Here is an 18,390-nt window from a genome sequence, read left to right on the forward strand (position 1 = left end):
AATTCATCTTTGACTCTTTTTTGAGCTTTGTTTTTACCATTTACTTTAATGATAAAACGATATGCCCAATACCCATTATCTAACTGATATACACCTTTTGCTGTTTGTTCCTTGTTTGACATTGTAATAAACCTCCTAAAAGTTGTTCTAAAGTTGTTCCAACTTCTTAAAGGATCTTCATTTTATTCTTACTATTGTTCCAAAAATTGTTCCTTAAAACAGCAGGTAAGGTAGATCTTGCAAAGCGTGCTAAGGCTCTTGATCTTGATGCAATCCATGACACAGTCCATGAGATGGCTCGTGACGAGGCAAGACATGGCAAGGCATTTAAGGGACTCCTTGACAGATATTTTAAATAAATCGATATTATAAAAATAAGTGAGAGAAACTGTCGCATTAGTTTATAGTGCGGCAGTTTTTTCATGTATATAATAATCGACTTGTGATATAATTATTGACTATGAGGGAGCCTGCCATAGTGCAGAATAGAAAAGTCAGGGGAAATGAAAATGAAAAAAATCTTGGGGAATCTTTTACTCTTTATCACATCACTTATGTGTGTGATAGTCTTATTTGGATGTGTATCCATAAATTCGAAAGCAGCAAGGAAAGTACAGCCTGTTAAGGATCTAAAATTAATCGATGATAGATATCATTTCAAAACGGTTACAGATGGATTTTACTTCTTTTTTGTATGCTATGAAAATGAAGATGGGAAAATAAAATGTCTTGATCGATGTACTATAGGGACACTTAAAAAGAATAAAACAATAGATAGTGCTGATTTGAATTTGTTCTATAAGTATGACAAGCTTGGGAAGATCATATTTTATGTTGTTGGAAGTGATGAGGAAAAAAATACATTTAATAGGGATGAGTATCTTAAAACTTCAGAATATGCTGTATCAAGTTACCAGACAACTGTAAAAGAAAGAATGCCACAGCCTACCGGAATCACAACTAAAATAGATGAGAAAGATGGAAAAAAATGTTGGGTAGTAAGCTGGGCTGATGATGGATACGGACATGTTTTAAGATATTCCAATGAAAAAGATTATTATTTTACATCCAGTATGAATAAAAAAGTAAAGTTTAGAAAAATAGATTGGGATGTAGAAGAAGTTACTTTAAAAACTTCTTCATGTAATCTGAATAAATATGCTAATTCAGAGGTGGTCACAATTAAAAGACCTACCGAGGATTCAGATGATGAAACATCAAAAAATATTCCTGCAGATGAAAATGCTAATACAAAAGATAAAGTAGATGCGGTAAGTAAGCTGCCTATGACAGTAACTATTGATGATATAACTTATGACATCGATGTTAATGGCAATGCCTGCGCAACAAAAATCGCATCAAAAAAGAAAGCTTCCCTGAACGTTGTTACAGTGGATGGTACAACTTATCCTGTCACATCTATAGCTAAAAATGCCTGCAAAAACAATAAGAAAATAAAATCTGTGAAGATTGGCAGTAATGTTACTTCTATAGGAAAAAATGCCTTTAAAGGTTGTAAGAAACTTAAAAAGGTTACCATAAAAGCGAATAAATCCCTGAAAATAGGCAAGGGTGCTTTCAAGAAGATTAACAAAGACGCTAAGATCAAGATTAAAGGTGTAAAAGGCAGTAAAAAGAAAAAGCTTATAAAATCAATCAGTAAGTAATTTAACAGCATTGTGAAAAGATTACGCCATTAAATATTGACCCCTTAGGAGAATGAAAATAGTGTCACCTAAGGGGTTAAATTATTAAAAAATTTTTTTTAAATATAAAACCATCTGCGACTTTCCTGGTACATATTAGTAGGACCAAGGGAAGGAGGAAAGCAGTTTCGACAACTACAAAATCTAATGATGGGAGATATTGATAATGGATGAAAAATTGATAAGTGCCATAAACGATATGGCCATGGGAAAGGAAGAAGGTTTTAATGCAGTTTACTCTGCAACCTACAATCATGTGTATTTTCGTGCTAAGGCATACATGAAGGATGAAACTGACGCGCAGGATCTTACGCAGATTGTATACATTGAAGCCTACAAAAACATAAAGAGCCTTCAGAATGCTGAGTCTCTTTTTGGATGGTTGGACGGAATCTGCCATAACCAGGGAATGAAACTATTTAGAAAGAAAAAAGATGTACTGCCTAACGTAGACGAGGAAGGAAAGGATATTTTCGAGACTCTTGAAAGTAATGACCTTGCATCTCTGCCTGAATTGTCAACAGATCAGAAGGAAACAAGCCGTATTATACAGGAGTTTATAGATGAGCTTCCTGAGGTTCAGAAGGCAGCGGTTATCGCTTATTACTTCGACGGATTCTCAGTAGGTGAGATAGCACAGATGCAGAACTGCTCAGAGGGAACAGTAAAGAGCCGCCTGAACTATGCGAGAAAATTCTTGAAGGACAAGGTAGAAGGAACAGAGAAGAGAGATGGTATCAGACTTCATGCTGTTGCCCTTCCTACAATATGGTATGCTATTAAGCTTATGTCTGAAAATACAAAGCTTTCAGCAAAGGCAGCAGGAGGCATCTATGCAGGAAGCTGCGCAGAGGTTGGACTTGCATCTACAGCTATTACTGTTGGAAATGCTGGAGCAGGTATTTCAGCGAAGCTGGCAACAACAGGAACAATTGCTGCTACAACCGCTGGTGCTGCATCAGGAGTAGGTGGAGCAGCCATTGCAACCGGGGCAGCAGTAGCTAAAGGTACCGGACTTTCAATGGGAATAAAGGCTCTCATAATTGCAGGCGCAGTACTTATCGGAGCAGGAGGCGGTGCTGTAGCAACATATGTAGCCGTGAATAATAATTCTGAGATTGTGGAAAATGCAGAGGATACTAGTGCAGAAGTTGATGGAAAAAATGTAATTGCTGATGAGATTTCTGTTGAAGAAACAAACAATGAAATTGTGGAAGACTATTCAGATGAACAAGAAAAGGTTTATACGCCGGAAGATGAGAATGATGAAGGTGATGATTTGTCTCAGAAAAATAATGAAGAGGACGATTATGCGGATATAAATCTCACTGATGATGAGAAAATACAGATAGTAGATGCTATTGCTTATTTTGATTATAACAATCTATTAGTTTATAACGATTATGTGAGATGTGCCCGTTTATATGCACTTGCTATGCATATTCGTACTTCAGACAAAGAGAAGGCTTTCCCTTGGAGTAAAACAGATAAACTTACGAAAGGACTTATTACAGATATATGGAAAGCTTTCGGAGTTACTATACCCAGTGATTATGATTTTAATGATGACGGAGTAACACCGGATTCGGATTACGATGATCTCCACTTCACCGGAGACATGGAGTTGATAGACTTTAATTATGGGAGTCTGGAAGTAGTAAATAATAGTGACGGAACCTACACATTGAATGGTACATACAAAATAAGCATAGAGAGCGAACCAGCTGAATCTTATCCATTTACTGCAAAGGCAGTTAAGGGTGGTAATCCTGATATTTTTGGTGGACTCATAATTACTGATATTAAAGCATTTGGTAGCGATACGGAAATGGATACAACTTTGTATGAAAAATTCCTTCATAATGAAGAAAGCGTACACATTAACACAGAAAATGACCTTGGTTATTATTTTTCTTTTAAGAATTTTACAAAGCAGGATTATACTCTTGAAGAAATTGTAGATACGTTAATTGCATTCTATAAAGAAGATTGGATGACGGATAGAGTATCTCTTGAAAAGATAGAATATGCTTATATAGATTGTGGTAATGATGGCGATAAAGAACTGGCAGTTGTAATACACACTCCCTCTGAAGAACCACTGGAAAGCTGGGAAGAATATTTAATAATAAAAAATATTAATGGTACTTTGCAGACAGTTTACTCTGATGTGGCATGGACCAGAAACATTATTAATCTCAATGAGTATGGATATATAGATATATATGGAGATGGAGGTGTTGAGAATAGTGGATGGGATAAAAGTTTTATAGATGCTGAGGGTAAAAGGCATGATGTAGAAAATGCTGAAGATCTTACTGAAGATATCAAAAATGGTAAAAGTGTTGAATGGCAGATTCTTGATTAATTTAAAAAATAAAAAAATTTTTTCAAAATTATAAAACCGAATCCAAAATGGTTGGTACTTATAGATATAACAACAAAAAAATCATTATGGAGGAAAAAGAAATGGCAGAAAAATATTTTGATGAAAAAACATGGGAGTGGCTTATCAAGGACACAAAAAGATTATCAATGAAAATGATAACGGTGATGATGACAACAGCATTATTTATGACCACTCTTACTGGATGTTCACAAAAGAGTAATGCTTTACTTGTAGAGGATAATCCCATTATCAGCGAGGCAAGAGCTGATGGACGCGAGGATGAGGTGTATGAGCTTCGAGATGCGATTCAGGCAGAATATGAAGCTGATATGAAAAAGCGAGCCCAAAAAGAAGCCGATGAAGCAGCACAGGCAGTCGATCCACATCCCGAATGGCTTATGGATACAACTGATATGCATATAGGATCCAGAGAGAGTGATGGAATTGGTTATGGATTAATAGTTCCTATTCCTAATAAATTTGTTGAATACACAGAAGCTCAAGGAGAAGTATATCATTCCAGGAAATCAAGAGAGGATGTAGTACCAGGATTTAAATCTGTAAAATACAAAGATGTAACATGGCAGTCCAATATGGATGGAATAAAAGAAATACAAATAGAATGCAGACATGATGGGGCATATGATGTTGATAATGATTTGGACAAGCCATTAGAGGAATATACAATTGATGAGATTTTTACCTTATATGGAATAGAAGGACACTACCATAAAGAACTGACAAATGTAGTTACCCGTGATGGTGTTACTTATGTTTTTGAATATCTTGATAGAAAAGAAACTAAGGAACATGGAACATATACTACTTTAGCCTTTACAGCTTTGCTGCCTGACAGAGATGGTGATAGCTATAGAATAGCCGGGATACAGGGAAATATTAATATTATAACTTTAAGCGATGTTGAGAAAGCAACAATGGCAGCGCAGGAATATATGCAGAAAGTTATGAACGAGATAACTGTTATTGAAGGTATTAATATGGATGCAGCCAAGACAATAGGAAACTAATAAGATCAAATACTAATGTGATTCGTATTTTAACAACTACTTCATTGTGCTACAATGATGAAGTTGTATGAAAATTTTGAGGAAAAGAGGGAAAAGAAGATGAAGAAAAATGTACTACTAAAGAAGGCCGGAGCTCTGCTCCTTGCACTTTCAATGTCTGTCGCAGCATTCAGTACAGTTGCTCCTGAGGGAAAGATTATAGCAAAGGCAGTAGGAACAACACCTGAAACAGCAGAGACCATAGCTCCAACATCACAGTGGTCAGGGTGGATAGATTTTAAACATGGCGAGCAGTATTACAAAATAACACTTCCAAAAGATGGAATATTGAAAATGAGTTTTACAACAGAAAATACTTCAAGTTTATTTGTAAATATTGATGGTGTTGAGGGAGGTTTTAATGCAGGATATGGGGATAGCTTTCCTACTACAAAAGTAGATTATAAAGTTTTATCAGCAGGTAGCTACTTAGTTAAACTATCTATACCTTACCCATATGATGGCGATCACTATAAAATAAAGACAGATTTTCAGAGCTTTGATACTTCTGAAAACGGGGATGACAGTTATGAGAATCCAAAATCATTTTCAGTTAACCAGACAGTAACAGATGCATTGACATTAACAGATAAAAGTGACTGGTATAAGGTAACTATTAACAAAGATGGTAAATATACATTCCGCATAACTAATTATGGTAGTAATAATTTTGAGTCAGAAACAGATGGATCATTCTATAATAGTATGAATGAAAAACAATTTAATTTCTGGTCAGGCAGTGGCAAGGGTCAGAATTCTAATTTTGTAACCAGCGATCTTAAAGCAGGAGTATATTATGTAATATTTACCCCTAATGGCGGTTCAAAATATTCGTTTACTTTAAGTAGTGAGCAAAGTGAACAGGGTAAATCAGATGAAGTTGAGGCTCCCAAAAGTGTCACAATCAATAAAACCAAGATAACTAAGGTTAAGTCTCCCAAAAAGAAGAAGGCTGAAGTAACTTTTAATGCAGCAGAAGGCGCAAGTGGATATCAGATTGAGTATTCTACAGACAAGAACTTTAAAAAGAATGTAAAATCAAAAACCTTCAAGGCTGAGAAAACAAAGGATGCCGGAAATAATAAGAGAAAAGTTACTATCAGTAAACTCAAGAGACATAAAAAATACTTCTTCAGAATCAGAACTTACGTTAATAACAACAACTCAAAATATTATTCAGGATGGTCTAAAGCAAAGAAGGCAAAAATCAAATAAAGCCTAAGATTAAAAATGGATGCGGAGAGAATTTCCTCTGCATCCATTTTTATATGTGTATGTACAAAACGTACATAATTGACACAATGTACGTTTATGATATATCAGCGAGAAAACTCCTTCCGACATAGTCAGTGGGGGATGAATCGCTGACCCTCAGCGCTTTGCTTTACTATATCGTCCTGTCTTTTCATATTTTCTTTTGTGGTCATCCGTGCGCTGGCTTTCTATATATTTTTTCACTGTCTCAAGTGAAACGGATCCGGTTGTGGCGCAAAAATAGCTCCTGCTCCAGAAAAGAGCATCTCCCCACAGAAATTTTTCTATATGTTCACGGTATTTGATCCTGACTTCTTTAGAGAGCTGGGACTTTAAGGTGTTTATCAGTTTTACCGGAGCAACATCCGGAGGCATGGAGATAAGCATGTGTATGTGGTCTTCGTCTGTCTCAGCTGAGAGCATATCGCAGTTCATCCTTCCACACAGATAAGCGGCGTGATTTTTCATGAAATCCCCCATCTCAGCGGTTATCACTTTTTTCCTGTATTTAGTGACAAAAATGATATGATAGGTAAGCAGGTAAACTGAATGTGAACCTCTTCTGTAGTTATCCATAAAAACTCCATCTAAAAAGAACAAATGTTTTGATTACTCTTAGAAATTATGCTATAATACTAATATAATCTATTGGAAAGGAAATCTCAACTGTGTATAGGACAAGGCAGTACAGAATAGCTAAAAACAACACACTATACAGTTACTGCCAGGATATTTGCAGGGCATCTGCAGTTCTTTACAACAGGGCGAATTTCATCATCCGACAGTATGCTTCTGCCATAGAGGCATTTGACTCTTACAGGCCTCTTTTTCCCAATCAGATGCAGGTGTATAAACTTGTAAGTGAAACCCTTGAAGGGACAAAATATCATGCAGCTGGTTCATGGCTTTCTTATAATGCCCTTGATTATATTCTAAAGAGCACTAGGGATAAGGCGTACTATGGTATTCCATCTCAGGCTAACCAGCAGATACTTAAGCTCCTTCTTAGGGATTACAAATCATTTTTTGAAGCAGTGAAGACATACGCCAAGACACCATCTGCATTTACGGGGCGTCCCCGCATGCCGGGTTATGTACGCCAGGGAAAATACAAGACTGCCATCCTTACGAATCAGATATGCAGGATAAAGGATGATTCCAATATACGTTTTCCCGGAACAACAGATACTTTAAAACTTGGCAGGGACCTTCCCCAAGGGAAACTTAAGGAAGTACGGATAAAACCACATGGTAAAGACTTTGTGATGGATGTGGTGATCGATGTCTTAACAGTGGGTATAGAGCCTTTGGATGACAAGGATGTTCTCAGATCTCTTTCATCAAAAGATGACATTTCCGATATCAGGGTCATGTCGATAGATCCTGGTACGGACAATATAGCAGCCGTAGCGAACAACTTTGGAGTAGAACCGTTTGTGATAAAGGGCGGACTGATAAAGTCCGTAAACCAGTTCTACAACAAAGAAATGGGGCGGCTCTCATCATGTGCCATGAAGTGCAATAACAGATACCGCACCAGGAAAATGAATATACTCACGGAAAAACGCAACAGGCGCATAAAGGATGAGTTCCATAAGATAAGCAGACAGCTAGCAGACTATGCGAGGGATAACCACGTAGATGCAGTAGTGATGGGGCATAACGTATTCCAGAAACAGGAAGCGGGTATGGGGCATATCAGTAACCAGAATTTTGTGCAGATACCAATGCTGATATTTGCAGATATGCTAAGATATAAGCTTGCTGAATACGGGATAAGGTTTGCACTTACGGAAGAGAGCTATACATCCAAAGCGGATTTTCTTGCGATGGATGAGATCCCTGTGTATAAAAAGGGCAATAAGTCTGACTATGTTTTTTCCGGAAAAAGGATAAAGCGTGGACTTTACAGGCACTACGATGGGACAATAACAAATGCAGATATAAATGGAGCTGCCAATATCTTAAGAAAAGTATTCCCAAAGGTAACCCAATGGGATAGGGGCATAGTGGACATGCCCTGTTCTTTGGGATGCGTTAAGCATCCCAAAGGTTCATGCCGCTTTGCGGCATAACAGAAACCTCTTCCGACGCAGAGTCGGTGGAGGTAGTTCATGGAGTTCTGCACCAAATAGAAAGGATCATGTTCCGTATGTGCTTAAGGCTCTCTCACTTGATGAAGATGTTATTAAGGGGGAGATTGTATGCCAAGATGGAAAGAACTAAAGCGATTCTGTGAAAGAGACGGATGGGAGCTTTATAAAGATACGGATCATTATACGCAGGAATACTTTAATAAAATGATATAAATGATGTTATAATAACTCTCTGAGGGGATTCAGAAATCATTAAGGGGAAAGTTTTGTTATGTTACTAATTTATGGATCAAAGACAATTATCAAGAATTCTAAGAAAGAGATTATCCTTAATTGTCCAAACTGCGGGAGACAGGGAAGTTTCAGACTGATCATGTCTAGAAGAGCATTTACACTGTTTTTCATACCCACTTTTATCAGATGGAATTACCATTACTATTTAGAGGATCAGATTTGTGGTGCAAGGTATGAGATAAGCAGGGACTTAGGAAAGGAGATTGTGAGAGGAAGGCAGGTTGATATATGGCCACAGCAGATGAGACTGGTTCAGATTCATAAACCGGGAACACCCTTTGTTTATGGTAGGGCACAGCACAAAACCTGCAGTTACTGCGGCACACCGGCTCCCTTTAACAATAAGTTTTGTACTAAGTGCGGGATGAAATTTACTGCATAATTATTATTTTAATATTACCGCTAAAGCGTTATAATTTTTTTATACCGCTTTAGCGTTTTTTATTTGCTAAGAATGAGGAAGCTTATGAAAGATTTATGTGGAAAAAAGATAAAATGCAAAGAAATGAGTGATACTACGGGTATACCCTATAGCACGTTAAATGACATAATAAATGGCAAAACAGATCCTGGACAGATGAGATTTTCATACGCCAAGAAGATGGCAGATTATCTGGAAATAACCCTTGATGAATTGTATGAAGAACTAACAGGGAAGGATCAAATTGAACTTCACATAGATGGAGGGGAGATATTGGTTCGTAATAAGAGCTATTACTTGAGGTGTCAGGCATATGCGGAGAAGCTGATTAAATTATGCAAGGTAAATAAGACTAATACTTACTTTGTTAGAGATTTAGCTCAGTGGAAGATAGAAGAACTTAAGGAAGAGGCGGAGTGGAAGGATGTCGAACAGAGATTATATACTAATGCGCAAGGATGATAAAAACAAATTTTAGAAAAGGATTTATGTATGAGTTATAAAATCGGAATTATCGGAGCCATGGAAATTGAGGTAGAGAGTCTCAAGAAGGAGATGACAGTATCCAAGACTCTCACAAAGGCCAACATGGTATTCAATGAGGGTAAGATTGGGGATACGGACGTAGTTGTTGTTAAGAGCGGTGTCTGCAAGGTTAATGCAGCGCTTTGCGTTCAGATTCTTGTTGATGATTTCAATGTTACACATGTTATCAACACCGGGGCAGCAGGATCTCTTGATGCGAAGATCGATATTGGTGACTTCGTGGTATCAACTGATGTGGTTTACCATGATGTTGATGCAACACTTTTTGGATATAAAAAGGGTGAGATTCCCCAGACAGGGCTTCGTGAGTTCCCTGCAGATAAGTGGATGATCGAGAATATCAAGAAGGCAGCAGCCGGTGCCAATATTACCGGTAAGCTCTGGGATGGAAGAGTTTGCTCCGGAGATCAGTTCATATCTGACAGCGTTGTAAAGGATGAGATTAAGAAGGAATTTGATGGTCTTTGCTGTGAGATGGAGGGTGCCGGAATTGCGCAGGCATGCCTTTTGAATAAGATTCCCTTTGTAATCCTTAGAGCTATTTCTGATAAAGCAGACGGAAGTGATATAATGGATTATCAGGACTTTGAAGATAAGGCAGCAGCAGATAGCGCAGCCCTTACAGAGAGATTCATAAAAGGATTATAATAAAATATAAAAGGAGATAAAGAGAATGGATTTAATACCTAGCTTTTCAGTAGACCATACAAAGATTGTTCCCGGAATTTTTGAGAGCAGAGTTGATGATATCGCAGGAAACAAGATTACAACCTATGACGTAAGAGTCACAAGACCTAATATAGAGCCTTGTGTTGATGTATCTGCAATGCACTCTCTTGAGCACATCATTGCTACATTTCTTAGAAACGATCCTGATTGGAAGGACGAGGTTATCTATTGGGGACCCATGGGATGTCTTACAGGCTTCTACCTCATTTTGAAGGGTAACCGTGCTCCCAAGGAGATAGTAGATCTTCTGATCAGAGCATTTGATTCTGTTAAGGATTCAGAAGAAGTTCCCGGTGTAGAACCTGAGAACTGTGGTAACTGCTGCATGCATAATCTTGTTTATGCAAAATGGTATGCTGCTAAGTTTGCAGATTACCTTAAGTCAAACAAGGATAACGATGCAATTTATACATATCCTAAGACAGAGAGACTTGCGACAGAGGATGGCCGTCAGTTCTTTGATTCATAATAATCTGAGATAATACAAAAAATTAAAGGAACATTCGCTAAGACGGGTTTTAGCGATGTTCCTTTTTTATTTTCCGCGGTATTCACTGGGAGACATGCCGCACTCCTGCTTGAAATAGCGATTGAAGTGATTGATATTTGTGAATCCACATTGAGCAGCAACGTCCAGGATTCTAAGCTCTTTATTTGTAAGTAAATGCTTTGCTTTATCGATTCTGGCTGCGATGATGTCATCATTAGGACTTGCATAAAAGAATGCTTTGTAATAGTGATAGAGCTGACTTCTTCCAAGATGAGTCTCCTTGCATATTTTTTTTATGCTCCATTCTTCAGAGCATCTCTGGAGCATGTTTACCCTGTAAGCTGTCAAAAAAGAATATATCTCGGTTTGTTCAATCTCCTCTGCAGGACCTGTGACACTGCGCTCCGCAGCGATGAGGAGCTGCTTTATGAGTAGGTCGATCATACGCTCTCTGCGCTGCTGTCTTGATAGATATTCGAACTGAATTTTACGAAGGGTATCCACGATCATCTCGTCATCGCCTGGGTGAAACAGGGTATTCATGGATATCTGAAGACCCTGTATTTCCTCGGGATCACAGGAAAAGTGTACGAAGGAGTTTGAGAAGGAAGTAATAGCTTCGTAGTATTGGATGTTCCCTGGAGAAAATAATATACAGTCCCCGGGAGTTGCGGTTTTCCTTACGAGCTTTACACCATCACGTTCGATGATGTCAGAGCGGGTAGTGAGAGCGAGTTCTACTGCATCATTAGAGTGTGTGGGTGTGTCGGAGGCAGGAAAATAGAAGTACATAGGCGATGTTATGTGAAGAAAGAGGTAATCTCCGCTTCCGTTTGGACGATATATTATGTCTTTGTCTGGATTGTGGTAATTGTAACCACAGTAGTCGGTTTTGAACATGGTTTTTCCCCTCATCCGGCACTTCGTGCCACCTGTCTACGCTTCGCTTCGGTCCGCGCAAAACCAACGTCCACTGGACGTTGTGCGCCCCCAAGGGGAAGGCATAAATGGTATTTATATTGTAATAAGATAAACCGGACGAAAAGTCAATATTTATGGATAAAAAGACATTTAAAAGTGGAATTTGCTCTGTAATAATAGCATTATTACAGGATAAAAAGACAATAAATTTTAGTTATCTTTTTCATAATATATTAAAAACGGAGGGTTACAAAATGGCAAAAAAGTTACAGAAGGCTCAACTCTGTATCGACAGAGATTTTGAGATCAGCAAGATCGATGAGAGAATATTCGGCTCATTCCTTGAGCACCTTGGAAGAGCAGTATATGAGGGTATTTATCAGCCCGGAAATAAGTTCGCAGATAAGGATGGCTTCCGTAAGGACGTTCTTGATCTTATTAACGAGATTCATGTTCCGATTGTAAGATATCCCGGCGGAAACTTCGTATCAGGCTTTAACTGGGAAGACAGCGTAGGTCCCAAGGAGGATCGTCCTCGCAGAATCGAGCTTGCATGGAACGTTGTTGAGACAAACCAGTTCGGACTTAACGAGTTCATGGAATGGTGTAAGAAGGCTAACACAAAGCCCATGATGGCAGTTAACCTTGGAACAAGAGATATTGATGCAGCTAAGAATATCGTAGAGTACTGCAATATCAAGAGCGGCACATACTATAGTGACCTTCGTATCAAGCACGGTGTTAAGGATCCTCATGACATCAAGCTCTGGTGCCTTGGTAATGAGATGGATGGCCCCTGGCAGATCGGTCACATGGCAGCTGAGGAGTACGGCATGAAGGCCGGAAGAGCCGGACATATCATGAAGCTGGTTGATCCTTCAATTGAGACAGTTGTTTGCGGATCATCTTCACTTTACATGGATACCTACGGTGAGTGGGAGAGAAAGGTTCTCGAGTGCAGCTATGACTCAGTTGATTATCTTTCACTTCATACCTACTACGGCAATCCTGAGGATGATACACCTAACTTCCTCGCAAGCAGCGTAGCTATGGATAAATTCATTTCACAGGTAATCTCAATCTGCGATTATGTTAAGGCAGTTAAGAGAAAGGATAAGACAATCAACCTTTCCTTCGACGAGTGGAATGTATGGTATCACAGCAACGAGCAGGATAAGAAGCTCGAGAAATGGTGCGAGCACCCTCATCAGCTTGAGGATGTTTATAACTTCGAGGATGCACTTCTTGTTGGTTCAATGCTCATCACTCTTCTTCGCCACGCAGACAGAGTAAAGATCGCATGTCTTGCTCAGCTCGTAAATGTTATCGCTCCCATCATGACAAGCGATACAGGTGCATGGAGACAGACAATTTTCTATCCTTACATGCACGCAAGTCTCTATGGAAGAGGAACAGTTCTTAACACAGTAGTTAAGTCTCCTTCCTACGAGAGTAAGCACGGCGATGCTCCTTACATCGACAGCGTAGTTACTGCTGATGATGAAAATGAGACAATCACAATCTTTGCAGTAAACAAGAATCTTACAGATGATTTCGAGCTCACATGTGACCTTCGTCAGTATGCAGGCTATAAGGTTGTTGATCATATCGTTCTTACAAATGATGACCTTAAGGCAGTCAATACTGAAAAGAAGCCTAATACAGTAGCTCCCACAGAGGGCAAGGACACTAAGGTTGAAAAGGGTATCCTTAACACAATCCTTCCTTCAAAGAGCTGGAATGTAATCCGCCTTGCAAAATAAAAAAAATTATTAATCAATATTTAAGGACTAAAAATGTTGCGGCTCCACCTAAGTTTTGCTAAACTTGAACGCGAAAGTAGAAATAACCAAAACATTAGGAGGATTCTACAAAATGGTTAATTGGAAAAACCTTGATACACTTGATTCCTATAAGGAATTAAAAAATGTAAAACACATCGATCTCGTTTCAGCAATGACCGGTGACTCCGGCGCTGAGAGAGTAAAGAAATACTCAGTGAAAATGGCTGAAGGTCTTAGCTACAACTATGCAGCAAAGGAAATCGACGATGATATCCTTGCAGCACTTGATAAACTTGCTAAGGAATCTCAGCTTTCTGAGAAGTTTGAAGCTCTCTACAACGGCGAGGTAATCAATACAGGCGAAAAGAGAATGGTTCTTCACCAGCTCACAAGAGGCCAGCTCGGCAGAGATGTTATGGCTGATGGCGTTAACAAGCGTGAGTTCTATGTAAAAGAGCAGCAGAGAATTGCTGACTTTGCAAACAAAGTTCACTCAGGCGAGATTGCTAACGAAAAGGGTGAGAAGTTCACAACAGTAGTTCAGATCGGTATCGGTGGATCTGATCTTGGTCCCAGAGCTATGTACCTTGCTCTTGAGAACTGGGCACACAGAACAGGCAACTTCAAGATGGAAGCAAAGTTCATCAGTAACGTAGATCCTGATGATGCATCTGCTGTTCTTAACAGTGTTGATGTTGCTCACTCAATCTTCATTCTTGTATCCAAGTCAGGTACAACACTTGAGACACTTACAAACCAGAGCTTTGTAATGGATGCCCTTAAGAAGGCAGGCCTTGATTCTTCAAAGCACATGATAGCAGTTACTTCTGAGACATCTCCTCTTGCAAAGAGCGATGATTTCATCGAAGCCTTCTACATGGATGACTATATCGGTGGACGTTATTCCTCAACATCAGGCGTAGGCGGAGCAGTTCTTTCACTTGCATTTGGTCCTGACGTATTCGCACAGTTCCTTGACGGTGCAGCAGCAGAGGATAAGCTCGCAGCTGAGAAGGATATGATGAAGAACCCTGCAATGCTTGATGCAATGATCGGATTCTATGAGAGAAATATCCTTGGATATCCTTCAACTGCAGTTCTTCCTTACTCACAGGGACTTAGCCGTTTCCCTGCACACCTTCAGCAGCTTGATATGGAGTCTAACGGTAAGAGCGTTAACCGCTTCGGTGAGCCTATCGACTATGTAACAGGTCCCGTAATCTTCGGTGAGCCCGGTACAAACGGACAGCACTCCTTCTACCAGCTCCTTCACCAGGGTACAGACGTTATCCCGATGCAGTTCATCGGCTTCAAGAACAGCCAGCTTCAGAATGACGTTGACATCCAGGGCAGCACAAGCCAGCAGAAGCTCTGCGCTAACGTAGCAGCTCAGATCGTAGCATTTGCTTGTGGTAAAAAGGATGAGAACCTCAACAAGAACTTTAAGGGCGGACGTCCTTCAAGCATCATCATTGGTGACGAGCTCAATCCTAAGTCACTTGGCGCACTTCTTTCTCACTTCGAGAATAAGGTTATGTTCCAGGGATTTGTATGGAACCTTAACAGCTTCGACCAGGAAGGTGTTCAGCTTGGTAAGGTACTTGCTAAGAAGGTACTTGCACATGAGACAGACGGAGCACTTGCAGTATACAGTGATCTTCTGAATATTTAAGTTGTTGCAATAATACGCCCCCGTACATACCATATTGTCTTTCAATCTCGTTGCAAAAAACGCATAATCGATTGAAATCCAATATGGAATGTGCGGGGGCTTTGTTTTTCAGTAATTTATAAATTATACGATAAGAATATAATTCAAGGAATAATATTTTAATTTGCTATGGCATCTTCGATAATTTTCAAAATTGTCTCCGTAGCACCTGACTGGTTAGATTCCTGCATCTTGGCAATATATTTATCTCTGTGTTCATACACATCGAATATGCTCTCTACAAGAATATCCTCATCAAGCTCTTCATTATCGATAACAATGGAAAATCCCTGCTTCTCAAAGGACTTGGCATTTATGATCTGGTCACCTCTGCTGCTCTTGGCAGAAAGAGGAATAAGTACGTTGGGCTTTCTAAGGGCAGCGAGTTCACAGATAGCGTTTGCGCCTGCTCTTGATACAACCACGTCAGCCATGGCGAAGATGTCCTTCATCTCATTTTTGACGTATTCAAACTGTTTGTAGCCTTCCATGTTGAGCTTTAGGTTATCCATCTTATCCTTACCGCAAAGATGAACTATGTTAAAGTGAGGAAGGAGTCTGGGAAGCGCATATCTTAATGTCTCATTGATGCTCTGAGCACCAAGGCTTCCGCCTGTGACCATGATAACCGGCTTATCATCTGTAAAGCCGCAGAACTTCTTACCTGCTTCTCTTGAACCCTTAAGGAGTTCTTTTCTTATGGGAGTTCCTGTAAGTACTGCCTTGTCTGAAGGCAGTAGATCAAGGGTCTCCGGGAAGTTGCAGCAGATGGTCTTAGCTGATGAAAAGCTGAGCTTGTTAGCAAGTCCGGGAGTCATGTCAGACTCGTGCAATATACAGGGAATATGCAGAGTTGATGCCGCTCTTATAACAGGGACTGATACGAAACCACCCTTGGAGAAAACAACATCGGGCTTTAATTTTTTAAGTAAAGCGCGGGCTTCAAAAAATCCCTTAATAACACGGAAAGGATCTGAGAAATTCTTAGGATCAAAGTATCTTCTGAGCTTACCTGTGGAAATTGAATAATAGGGAATATGATAGTCAGCTATGAGCTTTTTCTCGATTCCTGTGTGGGAACCAACATAGCTTATCTCATAGCCCTTTTCCTTAAGCTCAGGTATAAGTGCCATATTAGGTGTAACGTGGCCGGCAGTGCCGCCACCGGTTAAAACAATTTTCTTAGACATTTCTGAAACATCTCCTTATTTTATTAGAGTACCACATATTGAGAAAGTAGTGAACCTTACTCATTGGGCAACTCATAAAGGATATATCCGTCTTCCTTAGCACGGATACTGGACTTTTCTATTAAAGGAAGAGCCATATCTTTTAGCTTTGGATTCTCATCCATAGCAGCTTCGTCAACAAGAAGAAGCTTTACAGCTTCGCTGCTAAGATCAGGGAATCTCGTATCTATTTCCTCTACGGAGTCAACCAGATAAACTCTCTCATGTGAAATTGTGAGGTCCATAGGCGGCTCGTAGTGAATTTCATTAGTAAATGAAAAGCACACATCGTTGTAATCGGTATTCCTGTAGAGGAACTCATCAAGTGAGTAGTCCTCTTCACCATCCCTTGAAACAATATACTTGGAGGTTGATGTGGGCACACCTGTTATAAGTATCAGTATGAAAAAGCATAAAGCAAAGATCGGAATGTGAGGAGCAACCTTTCGTCCAAGGAAAAGAGCCTTATCATCATCTTTTCCCATACTGATGGCACGGGTATAGGCAATCGTAGCAATAGGTGAAGTCATGGCAACGCACCATCCGGCCTTCATCATTGAGAACTCATGAACTGCAGAATGGTTCTTCAGCATGATGATCTGGAAAACGACGGAAGCGTAGGCTGCAATTATAAGTGCGATGTCATTATTTACAAAAAGTGTTCTTATACGCTTGCCCTTTTGAAGTGTAAGGAATGATATAACGATGGCAGCAAGCTGGAAGAGGCAAAGGTAGATCATGAAGCTTCGCTGCTCCTGTGTAAAGGAGGAGGTGAAGTTCTTGATAAGCCTTGAAACAATAGCGGAAAGACTGTCGTCACCGCCTGTTCTGAATTTAAGCTTGTACTGAAGGGTATCAAGCCATCCATCCACAAAGCTAAGTTGAAGGATGAAGGTTGAAACAGCAAAAACGACAGGAACTGCATATTTAAGAGCAGAAACAAAAATCTCTTTGATGCTCTTTTTATTTAAGAACATTCCTATCATTCTCATGAGGAATACGAAAAATGCGAGGATCCAGAAGTAGTAGTCTGTAAGGATTCCGCAGTAGATAGTCAAAAAGTGGAGAACGCGCACGATAATGTTCTGTACCTTGTGCTCCTTAAGCTCGGGAACATATATGAGCTCCTCCAAAAACAGAAACAGCATCACATAAAAGATTACGCTCTGATCAGTAAAGAACACGTTTGGCATATACCAGGCATTAACAGGAAGGAGCATCCACAAAACGACAGTGCAGGCAGGAATTATGATGCGGGATAGCCAGCTTCCTATGCGGTGCTTCAACAATAATACGAAGATGAAGCTTGAAAACAGCATTGATTCTATGGCAAACAGAACCATCTGAAGGTGCTTAACGAAGGAAATGTTGATAAAGCTCCTTCCGCAAAGCTTTGCACAGAGCCACACCAGGAAGATATGTCCGCTGGGATAGCTGATAAACGGAATCCTGTCGTTGAAGCTCTGGAACTCGATGGAACGATAGTTTTCACATGCGGTAAAATGCATGGAAGCAGCGCCTTCTTCAAGCCAGATGTTTACATACTTTATGGTTGAAGCGGACTGCCATATGTTGTCACCGCCCATATTGTTGTAGCGTATGGGATATTTAAAGTTGAAAATTGCAAGAAAAATGAGCAGTGTAAAAAGATTAACAAGAATAAAAGCGATTGAAGTAGTACGTAGCTTTTTCATCAAATATAGTCCTCTATCTATAATATCATTCTGTTCATACTACCATATTTTCTGCTATA

General features: G+C 39.6%; 15 protein-coding genes and 1 pseudogene. 12 read left to right on the forward strand and 4 right to left on the reverse strand.

All coding sequences use genetic code 11. The features are described 5' to 3' along the window. Window positions 1-218: 218 nt before the first annotated feature. From G601_RS25775 to G601_RS0112130, 5 genes and pseudogenes are all read left to right on the forward strand, one after another. Window positions 219-359: pseudogene (locus tag G601_RS25775) on the forward strand (NADH peroxidase); the annotation flags it as partial. Between the two features lie 150 nt (window positions 360-509). After that, a complete protein-coding gene (locus G601_RS0112115) occupies window positions 510-1,667 on the forward strand; it encodes a leucine-rich repeat protein (RefSeq protein ID WP_026665522.1) in 1,158 nt (385 codons plus the stop codon). A gap of 205 nt (window positions 1,668-1,872) precedes the next feature. Next, on the forward strand, window positions 1,873-4,074 hold the full coding sequence (locus G601_RS25095) for an RNA polymerase sigma factor (RefSeq protein WP_051205805.1): 2,202 nt from the start codon (window positions 1,873-1,875) through the stop codon (window positions 4,072-4,074). A gap of 101 nt (window positions 4,075-4,175) precedes the next feature. Next, window positions 4,176-5,123 (forward strand): hypothetical protein, encoded by a 948-nt coding sequence (locus G601_RS0112125; RefSeq protein ID WP_026665523.1) that lies wholly within the window; start codon window positions 4,176-4,178, stop codon window positions 5,121-5,123. 99 nt (window positions 5,124-5,222) lie between these two features. Next, window positions 5,223-6,377: a hypothetical protein gene (locus G601_RS0112130; RefSeq protein ID WP_035790725.1), complete on the forward strand. Its 1,155-nt coding sequence runs from the start codon at window positions 5,223-5,225 to the stop codon at window positions 6,375-6,377. 156 nt (window positions 6,378-6,533) lie between these two features. Here G601_RS0112130 and tnpA read toward each other — a convergent pair whose 3' ends face one another. Continuing rightward, window positions 6,534-6,992, reverse strand: a complete 459-nt coding sequence (tnpA, locus tag G601_RS23075; protein ID WP_051205807.1) for an IS200/IS605 family transposase — start codon at window positions 6,990-6,992, stop codon at window positions 6,534-6,536. A 92-nt stretch (window positions 6,993-7,084) separates the two neighbouring features. On the opposite strand from tnpA, the gene G601_RS0112140 reads away from it, so the two are divergent. The 5 genes from G601_RS0112140 to G601_RS23085 all read left to right on the forward strand — a co-directional run bounded on the left by G601_RS0112140 (window position 7,085) and on the right by G601_RS23085 (window position 10,971). Further along, window positions 7,085-8,491: an RNA-guided endonuclease InsQ/TnpB family protein gene (locus tag G601_RS0112140; RefSeq protein WP_026665525.1), complete on the forward strand. Its 1,407-nt coding sequence runs from the start codon at window positions 7,085-7,087 to the stop codon at window positions 8,489-8,491. Window positions 8,492-8,783: 292 nt separating this feature from the next. After that, complete coding sequence (locus tag G601_RS25100) at window positions 8,784-9,188, forward strand: zinc ribbon domain-containing protein (protein ID WP_051200983.1); 405 nt, start codon at window positions 8,784-8,786, stop codon at window positions 9,186-9,188. Between the two features lie 84 nt (window positions 9,189-9,272). Further along, window positions 9,273-9,689 (forward strand): helix-turn-helix domain-containing protein, encoded by a 417-nt coding sequence (locus G601_RS0112155; protein WP_026665526.1) that lies wholly within the window; start codon window positions 9,273-9,275, stop codon window positions 9,687-9,689. A gap of 30 nt (window positions 9,690-9,719) precedes the next feature. Then, window positions 9,720-10,421: a 5'-methylthioadenosine/adenosylhomocysteine nucleosidase gene (locus G601_RS0112160; RefSeq protein WP_035790726.1), complete on the forward strand. Its 702-nt coding sequence runs from the start codon at window positions 9,720-9,722 to the stop codon at window positions 10,419-10,421. Between the two features lie 25 nt (window positions 10,422-10,446). Beyond that, the gene (locus G601_RS23085; RefSeq protein WP_026492333.1) at window positions 10,447-10,971 is read left to right on the forward strand and encodes an S-ribosylhomocysteine lyase; all 525 of its coding nucleotides are present in this window, start codon (window positions 10,447-10,449) and stop codon (window positions 10,969-10,971) included. A 66-nt stretch (window positions 10,972-11,037) separates the two neighbouring features. Here G601_RS23085 and G601_RS0112170 read toward each other — a convergent pair whose 3' ends face one another. Further along, on the reverse strand, window positions 11,038-11,892 hold the full coding sequence (locus G601_RS0112170) for a helix-turn-helix domain-containing protein (protein ID WP_026665528.1): 855 nt from the start codon (window positions 11,890-11,892) through the stop codon (window positions 11,038-11,040). 275 nt (window positions 11,893-12,167) lie between these two features. Between G601_RS0112170 and arfA the strand changes: the two genes are divergently transcribed. Both arfA and G601_RS0112180 read left to right on the forward strand, forming a co-directional pair. Next, window positions 12,168-13,676, forward strand: coding sequence for an arabinosylfuranosidase ArfA (gene arfA / locus G601_RS0112175; protein WP_026665529.1), 1,509 nt, complete (start codon window positions 12,168-12,170; stop codon window positions 13,674-13,676). 112 nt (window positions 13,677-13,788) lie between these two features. Further along, a complete protein-coding gene (locus G601_RS0112180) occupies window positions 13,789-15,369 on the forward strand; it encodes a glucose-6-phosphate isomerase (protein ID WP_026492330.1) in 1,581 nt (526 codons plus the stop codon). Between the two features lie 158 nt (window positions 15,370-15,527). On the opposite strand, the gene G601_RS0112185 is transcribed toward G601_RS0112180, so the two are convergent. Continuing rightward, window positions 15,528-16,598 (reverse strand): undecaprenyldiphospho-muramoylpentapeptide beta-N-acetylglucosaminyltransferase, encoded by a 1,071-nt coding sequence (locus G601_RS0112185; protein ID WP_026492329.1) that lies wholly within the window; start codon window positions 16,596-16,598, stop codon window positions 15,528-15,530. Window positions 16,599-16,654: 56 nt separating this feature from the next. Then, the gene (locus G601_RS0112190) at window positions 16,655-18,331 is read right to left on the reverse strand and encodes a hypothetical protein (RefSeq protein WP_026665530.1); all 1,677 of its coding nucleotides are present in this window, start codon (window positions 18,329-18,331) and stop codon (window positions 16,655-16,657) included. Between the last annotated feature and the right edge of the window lie 59 nt (window positions 18,332-18,390).

Source organism: Butyrivibrio sp. FC2001 (assembly GCF_000424125.1).
Classification (GTDB): Bacteria; Bacillota; Clostridia; order Lachnospirales; family Lachnospiraceae; genus Butyrivibrio.